24 protein-coding genes and 1 pseudogene are annotated in these 21823 nt (G+C 69.4%); 15 read left to right on the top strand and 10 right to left on the bottom strand.

The features are described from left to right. Positions 1-120: 120 nt before the first annotated feature. The gene (locus tag BOX37_RS30420; RefSeq protein ID WP_071932014.1) at positions 121-837 is read right to left on the bottom strand and encodes a TetR/AcrR family transcriptional regulator; all 717 of its coding nucleotides are present in this window, start codon (positions 835-837) and stop codon (positions 121-123) included. A gap of 224 nt (positions 838-1061) precedes the next feature. Between BOX37_RS30420 and BOX37_RS30415 the strand changes: the two genes are divergently transcribed. The 6 genes from BOX37_RS30415 to purU all read left to right on the top strand — a co-directional run bounded on the left by BOX37_RS30415 (position 1062) and on the right by purU (position 5992). Beyond that, positions 1062-2393, top strand: a complete 1332-nt coding sequence (locus BOX37_RS30415; protein ID WP_071930606.1) for a DUF445 domain-containing protein — start codon at positions 1062-1064, stop codon at positions 2391-2393. A gap of 94 nt (positions 2394-2487) precedes the next feature. Next, the gene (locus tag BOX37_RS30410; RefSeq protein WP_071932013.1) at positions 2488-2934 is read left to right on the top strand and encodes a helix-turn-helix domain-containing protein; all 447 of its coding nucleotides are present in this window, start codon (positions 2488-2490) and stop codon (positions 2932-2934) included. Continuing rightward, the gene (locus BOX37_RS30405; protein WP_071930605.1) at positions 2934-3575 is read left to right on the top strand and encodes a heparin-binding hemagglutinin; all 642 of its coding nucleotides are present in this window, start codon (positions 2934-2936) and stop codon (positions 3573-3575) included. The genes BOX37_RS30410 and BOX37_RS30405 overlap by 1 nt, the downstream gene beginning before the upstream one ends. 70 nt (positions 3576-3645) lie before the next feature. Next, a complete protein-coding gene (locus tag BOX37_RS30400) occupies positions 3646-3942 on the top strand; it encodes a DUF2516 family protein (RefSeq protein ID WP_156910631.1) in 297 nt (98 codons plus the stop codon). Positions 3943-4028: 86 nt separating this feature from the next. Then, entirely contained in the window at positions 4029-5081 is a 1053-nt protein-coding gene (locus BOX37_RS30395; protein WP_071932011.1) for an alpha/beta fold hydrolase, read from the top strand. A 20-nt stretch (positions 5082-5101) separates the two neighbouring features. After that, positions 5102-5992 (top strand): formyltetrahydrofolate deformylase, encoded by an 891-nt coding sequence (purU, locus tag BOX37_RS30390; protein ID WP_071930604.1) that lies wholly within the window; start codon positions 5102-5104, stop codon positions 5990-5992. Here the strand turns inward: purU and BOX37_RS30385 are convergent, their stop codons facing one another. Then, positions 5993-6520 carry a GNAT family N-acetyltransferase gene (locus tag BOX37_RS30385; RefSeq protein ID WP_071930603.1) on the bottom strand — a complete coding sequence of 176 codons (528 nt, stop codon included), beginning with the start codon at positions 6518-6520 and terminating at the stop codon, positions 5993-5995. 88 nt (positions 6521-6608) lie between these two features. Here BOX37_RS30385 and deoC point away from each other — a divergent pair, with 88 nt between their 5' ends. Next, the gene (gene deoC, locus BOX37_RS30380) at positions 6609-7277 is read left to right on the top strand and encodes a deoxyribose-phosphate aldolase (RefSeq protein ID WP_071930602.1); all 669 of its coding nucleotides are present in this window, start codon (positions 6609-6611) and stop codon (positions 7275-7277) included. On the opposite strand, the gene BOX37_RS30375 is transcribed toward deoC, so the two are convergent. Further along, complete coding sequence (locus BOX37_RS30375) at positions 7274-8014, bottom strand: LmeA family phospholipid-binding protein (protein ID WP_071930601.1); 741 nt, start codon at positions 8012-8014, stop codon at positions 7274-7276. The genes deoC and BOX37_RS30375 overlap by 4 nt on opposite strands. Before the next feature lie 106 nt (positions 8015-8120). On the opposite strand from BOX37_RS30375, the gene BOX37_RS30370 reads away from it, so the two are divergent. Then, positions 8121-8729 (top strand): hypothetical protein, encoded by a 609-nt coding sequence (locus BOX37_RS30370; protein ID WP_071930600.1) that lies wholly within the window; start codon positions 8121-8123, stop codon positions 8727-8729. On the opposite strand, the gene BOX37_RS30365 is transcribed toward BOX37_RS30370, so the two are convergent. From BOX37_RS30365 to BOX37_RS30355, 3 genes are all read right to left on the bottom strand, one after another. Continuing rightward, positions 8730-9527: a class I SAM-dependent methyltransferase gene (locus BOX37_RS30365; RefSeq protein ID WP_071930599.1), complete on the bottom strand. Its 798-nt coding sequence runs from the start codon at positions 9525-9527 to the stop codon at positions 8730-8732. Between the two features lie 22 nt (positions 9528-9549). After that, on the bottom strand, positions 9550-10071 hold the full coding sequence (locus BOX37_RS30360) for a DUF2505 domain-containing protein (protein WP_071930598.1): 522 nt from the start codon (positions 10069-10071) through the stop codon (positions 9550-9552). Positions 10072-10180: 109 nt separating this feature from the next. Beyond that, a complete protein-coding gene (locus BOX37_RS30355; protein ID WP_071930597.1) occupies positions 10181-10663 on the bottom strand; it encodes a DUF2505 domain-containing protein in 483 nt (160 codons plus the stop codon). A 40-nt stretch (positions 10664-10703) separates the two neighbouring features. On the opposite strand from BOX37_RS30355, the gene BOX37_RS30350 reads away from it, so the two are divergent. Both BOX37_RS30350 and BOX37_RS30345 read left to right on the top strand, forming a co-directional pair. After that, the gene (locus BOX37_RS30350; protein WP_206045936.1) at positions 10704-11798 is read left to right on the top strand and encodes a UDP-N-acetylmuramate dehydrogenase; all 1095 of its coding nucleotides are present in this window, start codon (positions 10704-10706) and stop codon (positions 11796-11798) included. 157 nt (positions 11799-11955) lie between these two features. Further along, positions 11956-12813, top strand: a pseudogene (locus tag BOX37_RS30345) (L,D-transpeptidase); the annotation flags it as partial. A gap of 39 nt (positions 12814-12852) precedes the next feature. On the opposite strand, the gene BOX37_RS30340 reads toward BOX37_RS30345, so the two are convergent. After that, positions 12853-14205, bottom strand: coding sequence for an MFS transporter (locus BOX37_RS30340; protein WP_071930596.1), 1353 nt, complete (start codon positions 14203-14205; stop codon positions 12853-12855). Between the two features lie 156 nt (positions 14206-14361). Here BOX37_RS30340 and BOX37_RS30335 point away from each other — a divergent pair, with 156 nt between their 5' ends. Together BOX37_RS30335 and BOX37_RS30330 are read left to right on the top strand one after the other, a co-directional pair. Continuing rightward, a complete protein-coding gene (locus BOX37_RS30335) occupies positions 14362-14946 on the top strand; it encodes an NADPH-dependent FMN reductase (protein WP_071930595.1) in 585 nt (194 codons plus the stop codon). Positions 14947-14951: 5 nt separating this feature from the next. Then, complete coding sequence (locus BOX37_RS30330) at positions 14952-16400, top strand: DHA2 family efflux MFS transporter permease subunit (RefSeq protein WP_240505112.1); 1449 nt, start codon at positions 14952-14954, stop codon at positions 16398-16400. On the opposite strand, the gene mscL is transcribed toward BOX37_RS30330, so the two are convergent. After that, positions 16397-16852 carry a large conductance mechanosensitive channel protein MscL gene (gene mscL / locus BOX37_RS30325; RefSeq protein WP_071930594.1) on the bottom strand — a complete coding sequence of 152 codons (456 nt, stop codon included), beginning with the start codon at positions 16850-16852 and terminating at the stop codon, positions 16397-16399. The genes BOX37_RS30330 and mscL overlap by 4 nt on opposite strands. 286 nt (positions 16853-17138) lie before the next feature. Then, positions 17139-17873, bottom strand: a complete 735-nt coding sequence (locus tag BOX37_RS30320; protein ID WP_071930593.1) for an SDR family NAD(P)-dependent oxidoreductase — start codon at positions 17871-17873, stop codon at positions 17139-17141. A gap of 145 nt (positions 17874-18018) precedes the next feature. On the opposite strand from BOX37_RS30320, the gene BOX37_RS30315 reads away from it, so the two are divergent. From BOX37_RS30315 to BOX37_RS30305, 3 genes are all read left to right on the top strand, one after another. Continuing rightward, a complete protein-coding gene (locus BOX37_RS30315) occupies positions 18019-18843 on the top strand; it encodes an alpha/beta fold hydrolase (protein WP_071930592.1) in 825 nt (274 codons plus the stop codon). Between the two features lie 119 nt (positions 18844-18962). Further along, positions 18963-19997 carry an alpha/beta hydrolase gene (locus BOX37_RS30310; protein WP_071930591.1) on the top strand — a complete coding sequence of 345 codons (1035 nt, stop codon included), beginning with the start codon at positions 18963-18965 and terminating at the stop codon, positions 19995-19997. Between the two features lie 56 nt (positions 19998-20053). Then, a complete protein-coding gene (locus BOX37_RS30305) occupies positions 20054-20329 on the top strand; it encodes a Uma2 family endonuclease (RefSeq protein WP_071930590.1) in 276 nt (91 codons plus the stop codon). 109 nt (positions 20330-20438) lie between these two features. Here the strand turns inward: BOX37_RS30305 and BOX37_RS30300 are convergent, their stop codons facing one another. Then, on the bottom strand, positions 20439-21821 hold the full coding sequence (locus BOX37_RS30300; protein ID WP_071930589.1) for a condensation domain-containing protein: 1383 nt from the start codon (positions 21819-21821) through the stop codon (positions 20439-20441). Positions 21822-21823: the final 2 nt, after the last annotated feature.

Here is a 21823-nt window from a genome sequence, read left to right as displayed (position 1 = left end):
CGCACGGCGGCACACGGCCGCCCCTGCGGTGACGCAAGCCACAGCGTCCCGCCCGGTTCAGCGTAGCCAACCGCGCCACGATGTCGAGCCCGGCTCCCGCCGAACGCCGAAAAACGCAGTTCAGGAGGGCTGTACGGGGATTTCCGGAAGCGGGTGGCTCTCGGCGTTGAACAGTTCGGGCGAGCCGCCCGCCCTGGCGACGCCCTCGATCGCGCTCCACGCCATCATCGTCAGGTAGTCGATGACGTCCTGGCGCGGCATGGCCTTGTCGGTGGTGGTCCACCAGTGGGTGGCCAGCTGGATGCCCCCGACCAGCACGTACGACCACAGCATCGCGCCATCGGTGCGCACGCCCTTGCCGCCGGCGCGGTCGATCAGCACCGTGGTGACCACTTCGGCGAACAGCCGCTCGAACTCCGCCAGCGAGGACTTGTCGCCCGCACTGTTGCTCATGATGAACCGGTAGACCTCGGGGTCGTCGTCGACGGTGCCCACGTATTCGGTCATCGCCGCGCGCACCAGCTGGTACTCGTCGGCGTCGAGGCTGATCGCGCCGTACACGCGCGGCAGCAGCGTGGTCTCGATGAATCGCTGCATGGTGGCGTGCACCAGGTCGTTCTTGTCCGCGAAGTAGCGGTACAGGACGGTCTTGGACACGCCGATCTCGGTGGCGATCTCGTCCATGCCCGCCTGACTGCCACGGGCGCGGATGGCGTTGAGGGTGCCGTCGACGAGCTCCTCGCGCCGGTCGATCTTGTGCTGGCGCCACCGCCGTTTGCGGCCGTCGACAGGGCCGCCGCCGCGGACGGCGGGACCTCGGCCGGTCTTCTCGCCGATCTCGACAAGGTCTTCGGTGGACAGAACAGCCCCCTTGTGATCGATGTTGGCGTTTGCTCTTGACACAGCTTAGGCCCGCTGCTGTGGGGCGTCGCTCGTTTGGGCGACGTTGGGGCATTTACCACACTCGGATGCTTACGCGCGCGTATGCCAAACCACCCGGTTTGCGTGTTTGCCGCGTGCGGTGGCGGCGTTGTCGCGGCGCGCACAGCAGAATGGTGGCTATGGAGAAAGCTCCCGGCACCACGGCGGTTCTCGCACCGCGCTCCGCGCCCGCGGCGCAACCCGCGGGATTCGCGGATCTGACCGACGAGGCGGGCAAGAAGCGCGACCTGTTCAAGATGAAAGCTCTGGCCACCAGCTTCCTGCTGGTCGCCTCCCTGGTGTATCTGTTCTGCCGCTGGCTGGAATCACGTGGTGGCGGTGGCGAGTGGGTCGGTTATGTGCGCGCGGCCTCGGAAGCCGGCATGGTCGGCGCGCTGGCCGACTGGTTCGCGGTGACCGCGCTGTTCAAGCACCCGCTCGGGCTGCCGATTCCGCACACCGCGATCATCCGGAAGAAGAAGGACCAGCTCGGCGAGAGTCTCGGCGCCTTCGTCGGGACCAACTTCCTCGCGCCCGACGTGGTCTCGGCTCGACTCGAGTCCGCGCAGATCTCGCTGCGGGTGGGTCGGTGGATGGCCGAGCCCGGGCACGCGGCGCGGGTGGCGCAGGAGAGTTCGACGATCCTGACCGCGGTGGTCGGCGTGCTGCGCGACGAGGATGTCGAGCAGATCATCGACAACACCATCGTCAAGCGGATCGCCGAACCGCTGTGGGGCCCGCCGCTGGGCCGGGTGCTCTCGGAACTGATCGCCGACAACCGGCAGTTGCCGCTGATCGATCTGCTGGCCGAGCGCGCCCATCAGTGGGCGCTGGGTTCGCAGGAGACGATCGACAAGATCGTGCTGCGCGACGCGCCGCAGTGGGCGCCGAAATTCGTCAACACCTTGCTCTCGGAGCGGATCTACCGGGAGCTGGTCGAGTTCACCTGGAAGGTGCGCTCCAATCCCGATCACGAACTGCGCAAGGCCGCCGATCGCTTCCTGCAGGACTTCGCCGACGACCTGCAGCACGACGAGGCGATGATCGCCAAGGCCGAGAAGGTCAAGGCCGAGATCATGGGCCGAGAGCAGATCACCGGCATGGCCGAGGCGACGTGGCGCGCGGCCAAGCGGCTGATTCTGGAGTCCGCCGAGGACCCCGATTCCACGTTGCGCCGCAAGGTGGCCGAGAATGTGCAGCAGCTGGGTGAACGACTGCGCGACGACCCGGCGATGCGCGGCAAGGTGGACGGCTGGATCGACCGCGGCGCTCGCTATCTGGTCGGGAACTACTCGGCCGAGATCTCGACCCTGGTGACCGATACGGTCGCGCGCTGGGACGCCGACGAGGCGAGCCGCAAGATCGAACTGCAGGTCGGCCGGGATCTGCAGTTCATCAGGATCAACGGCACGGTGGTCGGCTCGCTCGCCGGACTCACCATCTACACCCTCTCGGACCTGCTGTTCCACTGAGCTCGGTCCGTCGTCGAGCCCGTGCTAACAGGAGTGCTTGCAATAGTTAGCACCCTGATTTATCATTGACCGTACAACCGCCAGAAGGTGAGTGATGGCAGACCAGCCCGAGGGTCGTGTAGCGCACGCGGCTCAAGATATCGGAGGGTTCATCAGGTCCCAGCGTGAAGCTGCGCAGGTGTCCTTACGTCAGCTCGCCGCCCTGGCGGGGGTCAGCAATCCGTACCTGAGCCAGATCGAACGCGGATTGCGCAACCCCTCCGCCGAAGTGCTCGCGCAAATCGCCAAGGCGCTGCGTGTGTCCTCGGAGGTGTTGTATGTGCGGGCCGGATATCTCGAACAGCGTCCGCACAGCCCGGTCAGGGACGCCCTGCTCGCCGACACTTCGGTGACCGAGCGGCAGAAACAGGTGTTGCTGGAAATCTATGAGTCGTTTCGCCGGGAAAACGGGGAAGAAACCGGCTCAGGGGGGATCGAACGGGACAGCGACGTTTCGTTCACGACAACTGACACTCCGCCACGCCAGGAGAACGAAGACTGATGACCGAGAAGACCGCAACCGTGACCAAGCCGCTGTTCGCCACCGTCGGCGCGGGCGATGCCCTCTACGCCGCCGTGAACGACGTCGTCGCCGACGTCCGCGAGCGCGTCACCACCACCGATGCCAAGGCCCGCGTCGACGAGGCCCGCGAGCGCTTCGCGAACGTGCCCGCCGATGTGCAGGCTCAGTTCGACACCCTCCGTGAGCGCCTGTCCGGCCTGCCCTCGGAGCTGCCGGAGGACCTCGCCGAGCTGCGCGAGAAGTTCACCCCGGAGGAACTGCGCAAGATCGCCGAGCAGTACTACCGCCAGGCGCTCGACATCTACGCCGACCTCGCCGTCCGCGGTGAGGAGACCGTCGACCGGCTGCGTACCAACGAGGCCGTCGACGAGCAGATCAGCCGGGTCGAGTCCCTGTACAAGGACGCGTCCGCCCGCGCCGAGGATGCCCTGGCCAAGGTCACCGACCTGATCGGCCGTGGCAAGGCCGAGGCCGAGGCCGCCGCCGAGAAGGTCGAGGCCGTCGTCGAGGCCGAGGTCGTCGCCGTCACCACCGAGCCGGCTACGGCCAAGGCTCCCGCCGCCAAGAAGGCTCCGGCCAAGAAGGCTCCGGCCAAGAAGGCCGCGCCGAAGAAGGCGTAGAGCACCACCGCTCGAACCGGCGGCCCCGGACACGACTCGTGTCCGGGGCCGCTGTTCGTATCATGGGGGTGTGAACTTTGTGGGTGGAGTGACATCGCTGATCATGCTGGTCCTGTGGCTGGCTGCCTTCGGCGCGACGGTGTTCGCGTTGATCCATGCCGTGCGGCAGCGCCCGGATGCCTTCACCGCGGTGGACAAGATGACCAAACCGATCTGGCTGGGAATCCTGGGCGGCGCGCTGCTGTGCCTGCTGCTCGCGGCGGGCGGATTCCTGCTGCTGGCGATCATCGCGATCGTGGCGACCGGGGTCTACCTGGCCGATGTGCGTCCCAAGGTCGACGAGGTACAGCGCGGCCCACGCTGGTAGCAGCCCGGAAATTTCCGCTCGGCAACACTCGCGGTCACTGATACGCGGTGTTACTGTATCTAGCAGTAACACAAAGGAGTGTGCCGATGCGCGCAATGCTGCCGACGGCTGTGGTGAACCTGGTCGACACGGCGTCCGCCGTGGTCAAGTCCACCCTGGCGGCCCACCGAGCCGATCTGCGGACCCGGTCCCACGGGATCGCGGCCTTCGATCCGCCGACCGTCCCGCACGAGGTGATCCCGGTGGTCACCGCGGACGGCGCGCGGTTGCGCGTGCACGCCTACGGGCCCGTCGACGCGCCGGTCATCGTGTTCGCCCACGGCTGGACCTGCTCGATCGAGTACTGGAACGCCCAGATCAACGCCTTCGCCGGTGAATACCGTGTCATCGCCTACGACCAGCGTGGCCACGGCGAGAGCACCAACGGCTACGCCAAGCCGAGCACCAACCTGCTCGCCGACGACCTGTGCGACGTGCTCGACGCGGCGCTGCTGCCGGGTCAGCGCGCGGTGCTGGTCGGGCACAGCATGGGTGGGATGACGCTCATCGCCTGGGCCGGTCGCTATCCCGAGCGGGTCGCCGAGCAGGCCGCCGCCGTCGTGCTCACCAACACCGGCGCGCACTCGCTGGTCGAGGTCTCGACCATGGTGCCCGGTCTGAACAAGCCGCTGCGCCTGCTGCGCGGCCGCGCCCTGCCGAGCCCGGACTGGCTCGGAAAGCTGATTCTCGGCACCCCGGTGGTCATGCCGCCGGTCGCGCCGGTGCGCTGGATCTTCGCCCGTCAGGTGATGACGCTGGACACCTCGCGCCAGAAGCTGGACTACGCGCTGTCGGTGGTGCGCGGCTGTCCGATGATGACGCGCTCGCGCTACGGCCTGCTGCTGGCCGCACTGCACCTCGGCGACGCCGCCACCAATTTCACCGTGCCGACCACCGTGCTGGCCGGCGACCGCGACGACATGACCCCGGCGATCCACGCCGAGCGCCTGGCCGAGCTGCTGCGCCGGGCAGGCACCCTGGCGGCCTTCAAGGTGCTGCCGACCGGTCACCTCGGCAACGTCGAGCGCTTCGACCTGTTCAACGCCGAACTGGCCGAGGTGCTCACCGCCGCCACCGAGCCCGCGCGCGCCATGGCCTGATCGCCTGCGAGGATGGGCAGATGAGTTCTGCCCCTGTGACCTCGGATGACCGCCGGTTCGTGCTGACCCTCGGGTGCCTGGACCGGCCGGGCGTGATCGCCCGGATCTCCTCGTTCATCGCCGATTTCGGCGGCTCGATCGTGGAGGCCGGATACCACTCCGACAGTGACATCGGCTGGTTCTTCACCCGCCAGGCCGTGCAGGCCACCACCGTGCCCTTCGGCCTCGAGGAACTGCGCACCCGCTTCGCCGCGGTCGCCGCCGAGTTCGGTCCGGAGACCGACTGGCAGCTGCACGACACGGGCGCACCGCGCCGCGCGGTGCTGCTGGTGAGCAAGGACGGGCACTGCCTGCACGACCTGCTCGGGCGCGCGGCGGTCGGCGAACTACCCGCCACCATCGAGGCCGTCATCGGCAATCACCCCGATCTGGCCGGGATGACCGAGGCGCACGGGGTGAAGTTCCACTACGTGCCGTTCCCGAAGGACCCGGCCGAACGCGGCCCCGCCTTCGAACAGGTTCGCGATCTCGTCGACGCGCACGACCCGCACGCGGTGGTGCTGGCCCGCTTCATGCAGGTGCTGCCCTCGTCGCTGTGCGAGCACTGGGCCGGCCGGGCGATCAACATCCACCACAGCTTCCTGCCCTCGTTCGTCGGCGCGCGGCCCTATCACCAGGCGTACGCGCGCGGGGTGAAGCTGATCGGCGCGACCTGCCACTACGTCACCGCCGAGCTGGACGCGGGCCCGATCATCGAGCAGGACGTGATCCGGGTCGACCACGCCGACGACGTGCGCGACATGGTCCGGCAGGGTCGCGACATCGAGCGGGTGGTGCTGGCGCGCGGTCTGCGCTGGCACCTCGAGGGCCGGGTGCTGGTGCACGGGCGGCGCACCGTCGTCTTCGAGTGATCAGAGGTCGTAGAAGGGCCCCGGATAGCGGAATTCCCCGGTGACGGCCGGGTCGTAGGCCGTGAGCGCGCGGACCTGGAAGTGCGCGGCCCAGTCCGGCTCGTCGGGCACGATGCCGAGCCGGGCGCCGGGGACGAAGCCGAAGCGCGCGTAGTAGTCGGGGTCGCCGACCAGGCCGACCACCGATTCGTCGAGCGCGTCGGCCGCGCCGAGGGCCGCGTGCGTCAGCGCCGAGCCGACGCCGGACTTCTGGTGGTCGGGTTGCACGCCGAGCGGGCCCAGCGCGAGGACCGGGAACGGGCCGATGCCCGCCCTGGTGAGGCAAAGGTGCCCGATCACGGTGTCGTATTCGAGGGCGACCAGCGACAGCGTCGGCATCCAGGACTCGTCGGTGCGTAGCGCCTCGACGAGGGCGGGTTCGGGTGGTTCGGTGACAGCCGGGTCCTCGGCGTAGTGCGCGGCGAACGCGGCACGGTGGATCGCGGCGATCGCCGCGGCGTCCGCTGGGGTCTCGCGACGGATCAGCACAGGCACAAGTCTCCCGGATATGGGTAGGCGGGCGCAATGATGTTCCGGCACCGATGTGGTCGGGCGGGCGTGTGCCAGACTCGAACCCATGACCGTTTCGACGCCGCTGACCCGGGCCGACGTGGCCGACATGATCGATCACACCCTGCTCGCCCCCGACGCGACACCGGCACAGGTCGAGGCGCTGATCGCCGAGGCGCGCGAACTGGGGGTGTACGCGATCTGCGTGTCGCCGTCGATGCTGCCGGTGCGGGCGCCCGGTCTCGTGGTCGCGACCGTCGCGGGATTTCCCTCCGGCAAACATCATTCGCTGGTGAAGGGCGCCGAAGCGCGCCTTGCCGTGGACCAGGGCGCGGTCGAGGTCGACATGGTGATCGACGTCGGTGCCGCGCTGGCCGGAGATTTCAATGCCGTTCTCGCCGATGTGATCACCGTGCGCGAGGCGACGGTCGACCGGGCGGTGCTCAAGGTGATCATCGAATCGGCCGCGCTCACCGACGAGGCGATCGTGGGTGCGTGCCGGGCGGCCGAGCAGGGCGGAGCGGATTTCGTGAAGACCTCCACCGGTTTTCATCCCGCGGGCGGGGCCGGCGTGCACGCGGTGCGGCTGATGGCCGAGACCGTGGGCGGGCGGCTCGGGGTGAAGGCCAGTGGCGGCATCCGCACCGCCGAGGACGCCGCGGCGCTGATCGCCGCGGGCGCCACCCGGCTCGGGCTGTCGAAATCGGCCGCGGTGCTCGCCGGATTCGCCGACTAGCAGGCGATCTCGGTCTGCTGCCGCGTGGTCGGGTCGACGGTCTCGAGTGGGGTCTTGCCACCGGACAACTGCACGGTCAGGCCGTCGTCGGTGACCGTCACCTCGTCGGCGCGCAGGCCCAGCGGGTAGCTCTGCAGGCTCTCGGTGAAGACATCGACGATGCCCTGCACCAGATCGGTGGGCAGCCCGATGCCGAGCAGCTGAGCCGACTTCGTCTCCACCACGACACTGCCGTCGCGGACCGTCGGCTGCACCTGCAGCTGGGCCAGGCCGCCGAGCACGTCGAGGGTGAGCGTGTCATCGCTGGCCGAGGACCGCACGCCGCTGACCATGGTGCCCAGCGTCTGGCGGATGCCGTCGTTGCCCCAGCGCACCTCGGCCTCGGAACCGCCGATCGTCCCGCCGCCGCGACCGCGGTCGACGAGTTCGATGTCGCTGAACTTCGCGTGCACGGCCATGCCGATCGCCGGGCCGAACTCGTTGTCCTCGCTGTCGATGGTGACCGAGCCGACCTTGCCGTCGAGGTAGGTGATCAGCATGGGCTTGGGCCCGAAACTCACGTCGATGCTCGAGCCCATCTCCTGCTCGAACTGGCCGGCGATGCAGCGCGAGATCTGGTGGCGAGCATAGGCTTCGGCCGCGACGAGGGTGGTGACGATCAGAGCGGCGACCACGACCACCGCGATCACCAGCGTGCGCCGACCGATCCTGGGCCGTTGGGGTGTCTGCGTGCTCATGACATCGGATTCTTCCCGATGTTTCTGTGTCTGCTCTGAGGACCCGATGAAAGCCTTCGCAGGCAAAGTGTGACCTGGCACACGTTCGGCGGCGTACCCTGAAGCCATGACTGGCGAGGCGGAGCGCCGGGTGGCGGGAACAGCGGACCATCGGTGGCGGGTGCTGCGGCGCCTCGCGGGGCGGCACGCTGGATTCTTCACCACCAGGCAGGTGCTGCGCACCGGCTGCGAATCGCAGGTGCGGGCGGCGCTGGGCGACGGCTCGGTGACCAGGGCGGGCGTCGGGATGATGCGGCTGGCACAGTGGCGCGCCGGTCCGCTCGACGAGTACGCGATGTGGGCGGCCTGGTTCGACGGCGCCGCGGCGGTGTCGTATCAGAGCGCGGCCGAACTGCACGGGATCGGTCGGCTGCGGCCGCGGTTCCTGCACCTGTCGGTGTCGGCGGGGCGGCCGCCGGTGACACCGCGGCTGGTGCTGACCCGGCGCAAGCTCGGTGGACCCGATGTGGAATCGGCCGGGCCCTTCCTGGTGACCACGCCGGTGCGCACCGTGCTGGATCTGGCCGAGACCGAGATCTCGCAGTCCGCCCTCGACGAGGTGGTGGCCGACGCGGTCGCGATCCATCGCAGCGATATCGACGAGATCTGGTGGGAGGGGCAGCAATTGGCGCCCCGGGCGGCCACAAGGGTGCGCCGGGCTTTGAACGCGGTCTGATCAGGTGGGCGCGACCACGTCCCACGGGACCGACAGCACGTTGTCGCGCATCCGGCGGCGATAGGCCCGCACCGGGAAGCCGTTGGCGCGCAACAACTCCGCGGTGACACGCCAGCGCACGCGTGGGCCGTAGGGCGCCAGTGCGGCGGATCGGTCCCAGGCGCGGTCGGTCGCGGTGAGCAAGGCGTGAATCGGTTCGCCGGGAATGTTGCGGTGGATCAACGCTTTCGGGAGGCGCTCGGCGATGTCGGATGGCCGCTCGACGGTGAACGGGTCCCAGGCCAGGGTGAGCGAGAGCGGGCGGTGCTCGTCGAGCAGCACCCAGGCGCAGCGGCGGCCGAGTTCGTCGCAGGTGCCGTCGACGAGCAGTCCACCGGGGGCCAGATTCGACTGGATCCGGGCCCAGGCGTCGGCGACGGCGTCCTCTGGGTACTGACGCAGCACGTTGAACGCGCGGACCAGGACGGGGCGCAAGCCCGCCAGTTCGAAGCCGCCGCGGGCGAAGCGCACGCCATCGCGGCCCTCGACGACTCGCGCCGGGTCGATCTCGAGCCCGACCACACGCAGGTCGGGGCGGACTGTGCGCAGGCGGGCGGCCAGTTCGAAGGTCGTCCATGGCGCGGCGCCGTAGCCGAGGTCGACCACCATCGGGTCGGGTGCGGTCAGCAGGCGGTCGGTGACCAGGTCGTCGTGGACGAGCCAGCGGTCGCTGCGGCGCAACCGGTTGACGCCGGTCGTGCCGCGGGTGATCGTGCCGACCGGGGGAGGAGATTTCCGGCCGGGACGTGCCTGGTCCACGGGTGGGCGGTCCTCGGCGGTGTCAGACCGTCTTCTCGGCCTTCTCCAGCCAGCGCGCGGTCTCCTCCTGCTCGGCACGGAACAGGTCGACCAGGTTCACCAGCATCAGCTGTTCCAGGCGCGGGCCGACCATCGGGATGAAGACCTTGGCGGTGGGGGAGAAGCGCATGGTGGCGCCGGTCTCGGTGGGGAACAGGCGGATCGTGCCGTTGAGGCTGCCGGGACCGGCCGGGATCGAGGCGGAGAACCGGCCCTCTGTCTCGTCGTGGGCGAAGCGGCCCCAGCTCTCCTTGCGGGTGATCACCATGTCCTTGCGCATCACGGTCTGGGCGATCTCGGGCAGCATCTCACGCGGCAGCGTGTGGGCGAGCACCACGTCGATGCCGTCAGCGCTCACCTCGTGGCTGACCACCTCGTTGTGCGGCGAATACTTGCGCATCTCCGCGACGCGCGCTTCCCAGTAATCCCTGCTCTGCAGCGCCGCATACAACTCTTCGGTGGTGTGCAGCGGGTAGCGGGCGGAGTAGTCCAGTCGACGTGCCATGTGCCGACACGTTACCGGGGGTGTGTTGTCGGAGCGCTGGCGCGCTCGAGTCGCGGCCCCTGGAGGCAGCCGGTCCTCGGGGTCGCGGGTGCGGGGTTGGGAGTGGCGGTCAGCGGGCCAGCCATTGCTCGGTGAACTCGGCTTCGTTGGCCAGGAGTGCGACGAGGTGTTCGGAGATGGCGGCTTCGATCTTGCTGCCGAAGAGGGGGATCTTGACCTCGATGCTGCCGGTGACCGTGCCGACCGAGACGTTGCCCTCGGCGGTGAGGGTGACGGTGCCGCGGACGATGGCGGGGGCGCCTTCGACGCGGGCCTCGAAGCTGCCGGTGGTGCCGGTGTAGGTCTCGGTGCGGGGGATCACGAGATCGCCGGGGCGCACGGCGGTGATGGCGGGCGGGAGCTGGTCGGCGGGGATGGCCTGGACCATCTGGACCCGGACCTGGTCGCCGTCGACGGTGAAGGAGTCGAGCCGGGCGCCGGGGCCGCCGACCTCGGCGATGCGCGCCTTCCAGTACTGCTCATCGGAGAACGCCGCGCGCACGGCCTCGACCGAATAGGTATAGCGAGCCGTGTACGCCAGAGGTGTAGCCATGCGCGACACGCTACCGTCTTGAACCGTGCGAACAACACGGGTGGTGTCCTCCGATCAGCTGCGTGACCTCCTCGCCGACACCGGCGCGGTGGTGCGGGAATCGGTGCGTTTGTCCGAACTGACGACGCTGCGGGTCGGCGGGCCCGCGCTGGTCGCCGAATGCGGCAGTACCGAGGCGCTGGTCGCCACGGTGCGGGCGCTGGACGCGGCCGGGGTGCGGGTGCTGCTGCTCGCGGGCGGCTCGAACCTGCTCATCGACGACGCGGGCTTCGACGGGGTCGTGGTGCGGGTGGGCAACGCCGGCGTCGAGCTGGGCGCCGACAGCGTGCTCGCCGAGGCCGGGGCGAACTGGGACGAGGTCGTGGCGACGACGGTGGCAGCGGGATTCGGCGGGCTGGAGTGCCTGTCGGGGATTCCCGGGTCGGCCGGTGCCACGCCGGTGCAGAACGTGGGCGCCTACGGCGTCGAGGTGGCGGCACTGCTGCGGCGGGTTCGGCTGCTCGACCGCGAGACCGGCGCGGCGCGCTGGGCCGAGCCCGCCGAACTCGGGTTCGGGTACCGGACCAGTGTGCTCAAGCACCGTGACGACGCGGTGGTCCTCGCGGTCGAATTCGCGCTCGACCCGACCGGTGCGAGCGCGCCGCTGCGCTACGGCGAGTTGGCGAAGGTCCTCGGTGCGGGCGAGGGCGAGACCAGGCCCGCCGCGGACGTGCGGACCGAGGTGCTGCGGCTGCGGTCGGGCAAGGGCATGGTGCTCGACACCGCCGATCACGACACCTGGAGCGCGGGCTCGTTCTTCACCAACCCGGTGGTGAGCGCGGACCGGCTACCGCAGGTGCTCGCCGCCATCGCCACCCATCTGGGCGACGCGGTGAAGGTGCCCACCTATCCCGCGCCCGAGGGAACCAAGCTCTCGGCGGGCTGGCTGATCGAGCGCGCCGGGTTCGCGAAGGGGTTCCCCGATGAACAGGCTGCGGCACGTCTGTCCACCAAACACACCCTCGCGCTGACCAACCGCGGTACCGCGAGCGCGGCCGACATCGTCGCCCTGGCCAGAACCGTGCGCGCGGGTGTGCTGGACCGTTTCGGCGTGACGCTGGAACCGGAGCCGGTGACGGTCGGCCTGACTCTGTAACCGGCACCGGCTCCGGCCGAGCGTCCGGCCAGCGCTCGAGCACCATGGTGTGCGGCACACCCGACCGCCAAGATCGTTAGCTCGGCGTACATTCGATACGTGAGCAAACTTTCGGTAACCGGACCGTCGCGTGCACGCGGGGCGGCAGCAGGGCGTGCGCGCCGCGGTCCCGATCGAGGGTGACTTCACCACGGTCGCTCCGACATCGACCACGCCCGCCACGATCAATATCGGCGACGGTCAGGAGGTCGGCATCGCCGCCCCGATCATCGTGAAGTTCACCGGGCCGGTCACCGACAAGGCCGCGGTGGAGAAGGCGCTCACCGTCACCACCGAACCGGCGACCGAGGGCTCGTGGGCGTGGCTGCCCGATGACGGCGGTTCCCGCGTGCACTGGCGGCCCAAGGAGTACTGGACGCCCGGCACCAGCGTGCACGTCGCGGCGAACCTCTACGGAGTCGACTTCGGCGAAGGCGCCTACGGCGATGCCGACCTGACCTCCGATTTCACCATCGGCCGCAGCCAGATCGTGCTCGCGAACGCGCCGAGCCACCGCATGCAGGTGGTTCGCGACGGTGTCACCGTCTTCGACTTCGCCGTCTCCTACGGCGAGGGCAACGAACCGCGCAATGTCACCCGCTCGGGTACCCACGTGGTCACCGAGAAGTACGAGGACTTCCTGATGTCGAATCCCCCGTACTACACCGACGTTCGCGAACGCTGGGCCGTTCGCATCTCCAACAACGGCGAATTCATCCACGCCAACCCCGAATCCCTGTCCGCCCAGGGCTCCTCGAACGTCACCAACGGCTGCATCAACCTCTCACCCGCCGACGCCCAGGCCTACTTCCCGACCGCCCGCTATGGCGACCCGGTCGAAGTCACCGGCACCACCATCGACCTCTCCGCCGCCGACGGCGACATCTACGACCGGGCCATCGACTGGCCGACCTGGCAATCCCTGTCGGCCCAGTCCGCCGATTCGCCGATCCCCGGCGTCGCCGCTCCGCGCTAGACACACAGGAATCGCCGGGGCGCGATGGTGGACGAGCGGTCAAGCCGCGGCAAGTGTGGGCCAGCGAGGGTGGTCGCGGTCGATGACGTAGGGGTGGGTGTGTTGGTAGTGGCGGGGGCCGACTCGGATGGCGTCGGTGAGGATGGCGGGGTCGACGGTGCCGAGTTCGTGGACGTGAGTGATCTCGGTGGGGTCGTTGCTCGGCCACAGGCGCAGGGCCGCGAGGGCGCCGAGGGCGGCGATGGCGGCCAGGACCAGCCAGGTGGCGGTGAAGCCGGTGGTGGTGGCCAGCCAGCCGGTGATCGGGTAGGTGACCAGCCAGGCGACGTGGGAGAGCGAGAACTGGGCGGCGAAGAGGGCGGGGCGGTCCTCGGGGCGGGCCGAGCGGCGCAGGACGCGGCCGGTGGGGGTGAGGACCAGGCCGGTGCCCGCGCCGATCACGGCCCAGACGGTGAGCGCGGCGGCCCAGCGCCAGTCGCCGGTGGTGGCGGTCGACAGGGCGATGGCGGCGATCAGTCCGGCGGCGAGGACGGCCGCGCCGGTGAGCATCACCGGACGTTCGCCGCGTCGGTCCAGGAGCCGGGGCAGCGTCAGCGCGACGACCATCGTGCCCAGACCGTTGGCGGCCAGCAGGATCGCGACCCCGGATTGGCTGCCGCTCAGCATGTCTCGCGCGTAGTTGACGGTGTTCACCATGACCACCGAGCCCGCCGCCGCGACCACGAGGTTCAGTCCGAGCAGTCCACGCAACCGCGGGGTGGCCGCGAACAGGCGCAGCCCGGCGACGAGGCGTTCGGTGATCGCGCCCTCGCCGGTGGCCGCGTTCGGGATGCGCGCGGCGAGAACCAGCGCCACCGAGACGGCGAAACCGAGGCCGGTGCCGACGAACAGCCAGTGGAAGCTGAGCACGCTCAGTGCCAGCGCGGCCAGCATCGGGCTGAGCAGCGTCTCCATGGTCGCGGCGAGCTGGGCGGCCGAGAGTGCCCTGGTGTAGTCGCGTTCGTCGGGCAGGATGTCGGGCAGTACGGCCTGGTAGGTGGGGGTGTAGGCGGCCGAGGCGATCTGCAGCAGGGTGATCAGCACGTAGATCTGCCAGATCTGGTCGATGAACGGCAGCGCGAGCACGATCGCGCCGCGAACGGCGTTGAGTGCCACCAGGAACTGTCTGCGCGGCAACCGTCCGGCGTAGGCGCCCGCGATCGGCGCGACGGTGACATAGGCGACCATCTTCAAGGTCAGCGCGGTGCCGAGCACGATGGCCGCGTTGCCGCCGGCGAGTTCGTAGGCGAGCAGGCCGAGGGCGACGGTGGTGAGACCGGTGCCGAACAGGGCCGCCACCTGTGCGGTGAACAGCAACCGGTAGTCCCGGTGGGCGAACAGTGATACGGACATTCTCCCGGCCTCCTGCATTATCGCTTATCTGCGTATGAATGCAATAAGCACTAAACCGGCTCGTTTATTCCGTCGACTTGACCTGAAGAGAGGTTGAGGTACGACCGTGGAGCGGAGCGGCGATCGAAGGGTCGCCACCGAGCAAGGGGAATAGTGATGAGCGAGCACGTCCAGACCGCGCTGCGGGTCGCTGTCGTCGTCGGAAGCACCAGAGAGGGCCGGTTCGGGCCGACGGTCGCCGACTGGTTCGTGCGACAGGCCGAGCTCAGGGACGCGATCGACGTCGACGTCGTCGACACCGGCCAGGTGGAACTGTCACACACCTTCGGCGCGGCCACCGAGCATCCGTCCCTGGCGGCGGCCACCGAAAAGCTCGCCCGCGCTGACGCGTTCGTCGTGGTCACGCCCGAGTACAACCACAGCTACCCGGGCTCGCTGAAGAACCTGATCGATCTGCACCACAGTGAGTGGCAGGCCAAACCGGTCGGCTTCGTCTCCTACGGCGGCATCTCCGGCGGCCTGCGCGCGGTGGAGCACCTGCGCCCGGTGTTCGCCGAACTGCACGCGGTCACCGTGCGCGATTCGGTCGCCTTCCCCAACCCGTGGGGCCGGTTCGACGCCGACGGTGCGCTGAGCGCGCCGGACGAGGCCGAGGCCGCCGCGGCGGTCATGCTCGATCAGCTGAGCTGGTGGGGCGAGGCCCTGCGCACCGCCCGCGCCGTTCGCCCGTACGGGAAGTGACGGCCGTGCTCATCGAACCGAAGGCGGCGCCGGTCACCCGCAACCCGATGCGCATCGCGCTGGTGCTGGTGGTCGGCATGATCATGGCCACGCTCGATCAGACGATCGTGAACGTGGCCATCAACCGGCTCTCAGCCGAATTCGACACCGGGCTGAGCACCATCCAGTGGGTGGCCACCGGCTACTCACTGGCTCTCGGCGCGGTGGTGCCGACCTCGGCGTGGCTGGTCGGGCGCTTCGGCGCCAAACGGCTGTACCTGGCGGCGGTCGCCGCGTTCGCGGTCGGTTCGGTGCTGGCCGGATCGGCCTGGAACATCGAGTCGCTCATCGCGTTCCGGGTGGTGCAGGGCGCCAGCGGTGGGTTGCTGATGCCGGTCGCGATGACGATCCTGCTGCGCGCGGCGGGTCCGGAACGGCTCGGCCAGTTGATGAGCACCCTCGGGTTGGCGATCCTGGTCGGCCCGCTGCTGGGGCCGGTGATCGGTGGCTATCTCATCGACGAGATGTCGTGGCGGTGGATGTTCTTCATCAACCTGCCGCTGGGCGCGCTGGTCCTGGTGCTGGCCGCGCGGGTGGTTCCCCAGGACGTGCCCGAACCGCCGCGGTCCCTGGATGTGCGCGGTCTGCTGCTCATGTCACCCGGACTGGCACTGCTGATCTACGGCGTGACCGCCGCGGGTGAGCACGCGGACTTCACCTCGCCCGCCGTCCTGGTACCGCTGCTGCTGGGTGCCGGGCTGATCGCCGCGTTCGTGCGGCGTTCACTGCGGGTCCCGGTGCCGCTGCTGGACCTGCGCGTTCTCGCCAACCGCACTTCGGGCGCCTCCGCAGCTCTGTTGGGGCTGTTCGCGACCGGCTATTTCGGGTCGATGTTGTTGCTACCGCTGTACTTCCAGGTTGTTCGCGGTGAATCCGCGCTGGTGGCAGGTGCTTTGGGTATTCCGATGGCGCTGGCCTCCGGGATCTCCATGCAGGTGGCGGGCAGGCTGATCGATCGGATTCCGCCCGGCCGCTATCTGCCCGCCTCGATCACGGTGGCGCTCACCGGTTTCGTGCTGTTCGTGCTCCAGCTCGGCGCGGATGCCTCGTACTGGGCGCTCGGCGCCACTCTGCTGCTGATGGGCGCGGGCGGTGGCGGCACGATGATGCCGGTGCTGACCACCGCGACCAGGTCGCTGAGCCGGGAGCAACAACCGGCGGGGTCGACGGTGCTGAACATGATCAGCACCACCGCGATGGCCATCGGCATCGCGGTGAGCTCGGTGACCTTGAGCGCGCTGCTCCCGGTGACCGGCGGACTGCAGGCCCTGCACGGCCTGGACCCCGGCGCGCGGGCCGAGCTGGCGCCGGCGCTGGCCGAAGCCTTCCAGTACACCTATCTGATCGCGCCGATCATGATCGCGCTGGCTCTCGTTCCGGCCTTGCTGCTGCCGCGCCGGATGCCGGAGGACTAGGCGGATTCGCTGGCGCGTTCGCGGCTGAGTTCCTCGGTCTGGTCGGTGCTCAGCCCCTGCTGCTTGGCGAGCAGATCGCGGATCTCGATGAGCAGTTCGGTCTCGGTCGGCTCGGCGGCCTTGGTGGTGCCGAATTTGTTGGTGAAGGTCTTCATCGGCAGCATCAGCACGAAATACAGGACCGCGGCGACCACGAAGAAGTTGATGAAGGCGGTGACGATCGGGCCGATGGCGATGAAGGTGGCCGGCTTGTCCGCCATCAGCTGGACACCCAGTCCCAGCTCGTTGGTCGAGCCGAACACCGCGAGCAGCGGGTCGACCAGGCCCTTGGTGAACGAGGTGACCACGGCGGTGAACGCGGTGCCCATCACCACGGCAACCGCGAGGTCGATCACGTTTCCGCGCATCAGGAAGTCTTTGAATCCATCGAGGGCGGGTTTCAGGCTGGGCATATCTGGGTACTCCGTTCGGCTGTCAGCAAAACTCGGGCGATGCTATCGGCCGCGACAGGGTGATAGCGAACTCGCAGCAACGCCGCAGGGCCCCCGCTGGCAGTATCGGCGACCTGCCTCGAGCGCGCCAATCGGGCACGGTGGTCAGGGATCGTCGTGGAATGCCTTGGGTCGGTGTGGAATCGACGCGAAGCGACCAGCTCGGCAGGAGCCTCCGAGCTGGTCGCGGGGGTGTTCGAGGGTGGTGAGGTTCACTGCCCCGACCACCGGGAGAGCGTCGAGCGGTTCAGGAACGACGGGCGAAACGTCCGGGTTCGGCCTGGTCACGGGGCTTGACGATGATGGTGTCGAGGTTGACGTGCGGCGGGCGGCCGGCGACGAATCCGACGATCTCGGCGATGTCGGTCGCGTAGAGCGGGTCGATACCCTCGTAGACCTTGGCGGCACGCTCGGCGTCACCGTCGAAGCGAACCAGGGAGAACTCCGTCTCGACCGCGCCGGGCGCGATCTCGGTGAGCCGGACCGGCTTGCCGAGCAGTTCGCCGCGCAGGGTGCGGTGCAGCACGCCCTGGGCGTGTTTGGCCGAGGTGTAGCCGGAGCCGTTGTCGTAGGTGAGCAGGGCGGCGATGGAGGTGATGGTGACGATCAGGCCGTCACCGGAGTCGATCAGTTTCGGCAGCAGGGCCTTGGTGACCCGCAGGGTGCCGAGCACATTGGTCTCCCACATCCAGCGCCAGTCGTCGAGGTCGGCCTCGGCGACGGTGGACAGGCCCTTCGCGCCGCCCGCGTTGTTGACCAGCACGTCCGCCCGCTCGATCGCGTCGGCGAACGCGCGCACGGAGTCCTCGTCGGTGACGTCGAGTTCGAGCGCGGTGCCGCCGATCTCGGCGGCCAGCTTCTGCACCCGGTCGAACCGGCGGGCGCCCACGTAGACGTGGTACCCCTGCTTGGCGAGTTCACGGGCGGTGGCTTCCCCGATGCCGGAGCTGGCTCCGGTGACGACGGCGGTACGAGTGCTCATGTCTGTCGATCGTATTCTTCTGCGGCTGGCGCCGCTGTTCTCGGCCCCTGTGCCCCCGGTTCTTCCTCCCTCCCCCCGGGCAGTCCTTCGTCGCACCCTCCGGTCACTCCAGAGCCGGGGGCGGGCCGAGAACTACCCTGGCGGCATGGCTATTCGTGACGCTGTCGGTGCCGAGGGCACGAGGATCGTCTACCGGGTCACCGGCCCGGAGACCGGGAGGCCGCTGGTGCTGCTGCACGGCTGGGCCGGAAATCTGCGCTGCTGGGGTGGCGCGGCCGATGATCTGGCCCAGCGCCACCGGGTGATCGCGGTGGATCTGCGCGGGCACGGCTATTCCGACGATCCGGGTACCGGCTACGACGATCCGAAGGCGTGGGCGGGCGATGTGGCGGCGGTGCTCGCGGCCGAGGGGATCGAATCGGGTGCGGTGCTGCTGGGCTGGTCCTACGGCGGGATCGTCGCCACCGACTACCTCGCCACCCACGGCACCGGCGCGGTCGCGGGGGCGATCTACTGCGGTGCGCCCGCGAGCATCGGCCCGGACGTGCCCGGCGCCGCTCCCGGACCGGCCATGGTGCAGGCGATTCCGGGTGTCTTCGACGAGGCCGCGGGGCGTGCGGTGCGTGCGTTCGCCGTGTTCGGCCATGCCAACACCGGCCCGGGCGAGGACAAGGGCCCCGATGCCCAGCGCCTGTTCGGCGGCAGTCTGGCGACCGCGCCTTCGGTGCGCAAGGCGCTGTTCTACCGCACGATCGACAACACCGAGACCCTGCGTGGACTGGACATCCCGGTGCTGGTGCTGCATGGCACCGAGGACCCGGTGGTGCCGGCCGACAACGGTCGCTACATCGTCGACACCGCGCCCGATGCTCGGGGTTCCTACTGGGAGGGCGCCCAGCACGGCCTGTTCATCGAGGACCGCGCACGTTTCGTCGCCGAGGTCAGCGCCTTCGTCGACGCGCTGGAGTGACCTCGGCCGCGCCGCGCCCGCTCTGAATCGCAAATGTTTCAGAAATGTGTCCGCGTGGGCTGATCGCGGCCTACCCTCTGTCGCACGGTCTCGTCTTCGGCCGGACAGGGAGGTGGCGCATGGGCGTCGTGACGCGCTACGCGCTGCTGCTCGCGCTGATCGCCGGGATCGCCTACGTGCCCGCGGCGGTCTCGGCCCAGCCGCCGCCGGAACCGGCACGCGCCGTCGACGCCGCCCGGCTGGTGTCGGCGACGCCGGGGCCGGGCCGGGTGGTCGACCTGGTCGTGCACTCGGCGGCCATGGGCACACCGGTGCATGTCGCGGTGCTGCCCGCGCCCGATCGCGACGCGGCGGCGCCGGTGCTGTATCTGCTCAACGGGGTAGACGGCGGTAGCCCGACCGATGACTGGCGCGACGGCCACAACTGGCTCACCCGCACCGACGCCGAGCGATTCCTCGCCGAACAGCAGGTGACCGTGGTCGTGCCGATCGGCGGGGCAGGCAGCTACTACACGGACTGGATCGCCGATGATCCCGTGCTCGGCCGCCAACGCTGGACGACCTTCCTCACCGGGGAACTCCCGCGGGTGATCGACGCCGAGTTCCACGGCAGCGGCGCCAACGCGATCGCGGGCGTCTCGATGGCGGGCACCGCCGCCTTCCACCTCGCCCTCGCCGCACCCCGGCTCTACCGCGCGGTCGGCTCCTACAGTGGTTGCGTCTCCACCAGCGGACCGCAGGGTCATGCGATCGTCAACACCGTCGTCTCCGGTCAGAACGGCGACCCAGTGAACATGTGGGGTCTGCCCGGCAACCCCCTCTGGGCCGCCAACGACCCGCTCCTGCACGCCGATCGCCTCCGCGGCCTCGCCATCTACGCGTCCTCGGGCACCGGCCTGCCCGGCCCCCTCGACCATCCCGACGGCCCCGGCATCGCCGGCGACACGAGGAAGCTCGTGGACCAGATCCTCATCGGCGGCGTCCTCGACGCCGTCACCGACCAGTGCACCCGCCAGCTCGCCACCCGCCTCGCCGACCTGAACATCCCCGCCACCGTCGACCTCCGCCCCACCGGCACTCACTCGTGGGGCTACTGGCAAACCGATCTGCACGCCTCCTGGCCCGTGTTCGCCGAGGCCCTACGGGTGCGCTGATCGGGCGCGGGTCCTCTGCGGGTTCGTGGTCGGTCCAGGAGGTCGCCGGGCAGACGTTGCTGATCGCCGAGATCACCTCCGAAGGCACGGTCGACGGCGACATCGGTGTCAAACGCCAGCTTTATGCCCGCGCCGGTATCCCGGTGTACCTCATCGTGCACTTCGACAAGGACTGGCAGCAGGTCACCGAGATCGAGGAATGCCGCCTCGACTGGTCGGGGCGCCGCTACATCACCCGGCACACGCACACCGACGCGCTGGTCCTCACCACACCGGTGCGTCTCGCCGTGACATTCGCGGACCTGCAGAGCCGGTTACCCCGCCAGCGCTGACCTCGCCCGCGACGGGCTGGAAGATCGCTTGCGACGGATCAGACGGCCACCAGGACGCCGAAGTGCAGTTCCGCGACGGTGGCGGCACTGATGGTGAGCAGGCCGGGGATCAGGGTGATGTTGTGCGCATGATCGAGCGCAGGGTGGTGACATAGCGGGTGACCGAGTGGTGGGCGGTGGGGGTGTCGGGGTAGATGACGCTGAGGGTGGTGGCGGTGGGGAGGCGGTTGATCCAGAGCAGGACCTGCTCGGTGGCGGCGCGGTTGGCGTAGATGCCGGTGCCGGGGGTGTCGAAGTAGTGGTTGCCGGTGAAGTCGCGGGCGTCGACGTAGGAGAGCATCGGGGCCGACCAGCCGGGGCGGACGGTGATGTCGGGGTCGTCGGCGGCCAGTTGCAGGACGCGGTGCGGGGAGACGTGGGTGAGGGTGAGGCCGGTGTCGTAGGCGCGCTGGGCGGCGGTGAGGGTGCGGGCGAAGGTGGCGGTGGCGCCGATCGGGAAGGCGACGGGGACCAGCGTGACGTACCAGCCGACGGAGACGAGTTCGGCGACGGTGGAGCGGGTGCTGATGGGCGAGAGGGTGAAGTAGTAGTCGCTGTCGAGCAGCTCGCGTTCGGTCAGCGCGGCCGCGGCGAAGATGCCGCCGGTGAATTCGGCACCGTGATCGCGGCAGACCTTCTCGAACCGCAGGGCGGCCGCCTCGTCGAAGAGAGGAAAGGTGCGGTGCGCGCTGCGGGGATAGGCGCCGGGACGTTTGCCGAGATCCAAGGGGAAGCAGGGCAGTTCGCCGCCGTTGCCGCGTAGCAGTTCGAGCCAGCGGCGCACGCCGGGAGAGGTGCGCGTCAGCGCGGCGGAGGCGGTGCGTTCGCGAGCGCAGTAGTCGAGAAAGCTCGCGGGTGCGCTCAGCTGACCGGTGTCCTCGCCGACTTCGCGCAGATACAGGTGCGCCAGTTCGAAGCACGAGATGTACTGGGCCACACCGTCGGTGTGCAGATGATCGACTGCCAGGTACAGGGTGGTCGAGTCCTCGTGCTCGATCGCGCCGAAGGTGAAGCAGTTCCAGCGGAAGGGTCCGGGCGTGCTCTCCTGCACGTGCGCCCTGATCTGCGCGCCGGTGACGAGTCCGCGCTCCCGCTCGGCGAACTCCACCACCTCCGGCGCGACGAGATGACGGTGCACCACACCGTCGGACCCGATCGCGAACCAGGTGCGAAAGGTGTCGTGGCGCAACAGGAACGCGTTGATCGCCCGCGTCATGGCGCCGCGATCGAGCAGCCCGGGCACCGCGGCGGTGACCACGCACAGCCCGGAGAACCGGAACGTCGCCTCGACATTACGGTGCGCCAGTCGCAGGTACTCCTCCTGCTGATGCGACGGCGGCACCGGGTGTCTCGGCGCTCGGTCCGCGCCGGCCACCGCGGCGGGGGTCGCGTGCCAGCTCACCAGGCGTCCCGGCGCGGGCTGCCATTCCTCGATGAGGCCGAAACTCACCACGG

The organism is Nocardia mangyaensis (genome assembly GCF_001886715.1).
Classification (GTDB): Bacteria; Actinomycetota; Actinomycetes; order Mycobacteriales; family Mycobacteriaceae; genus Nocardia; species Nocardia mangyaensis.
Note: the sequence above shows the minus strand (reverse complement) of the source record. Positions and strands in the feature narration are given on the sequence as shown.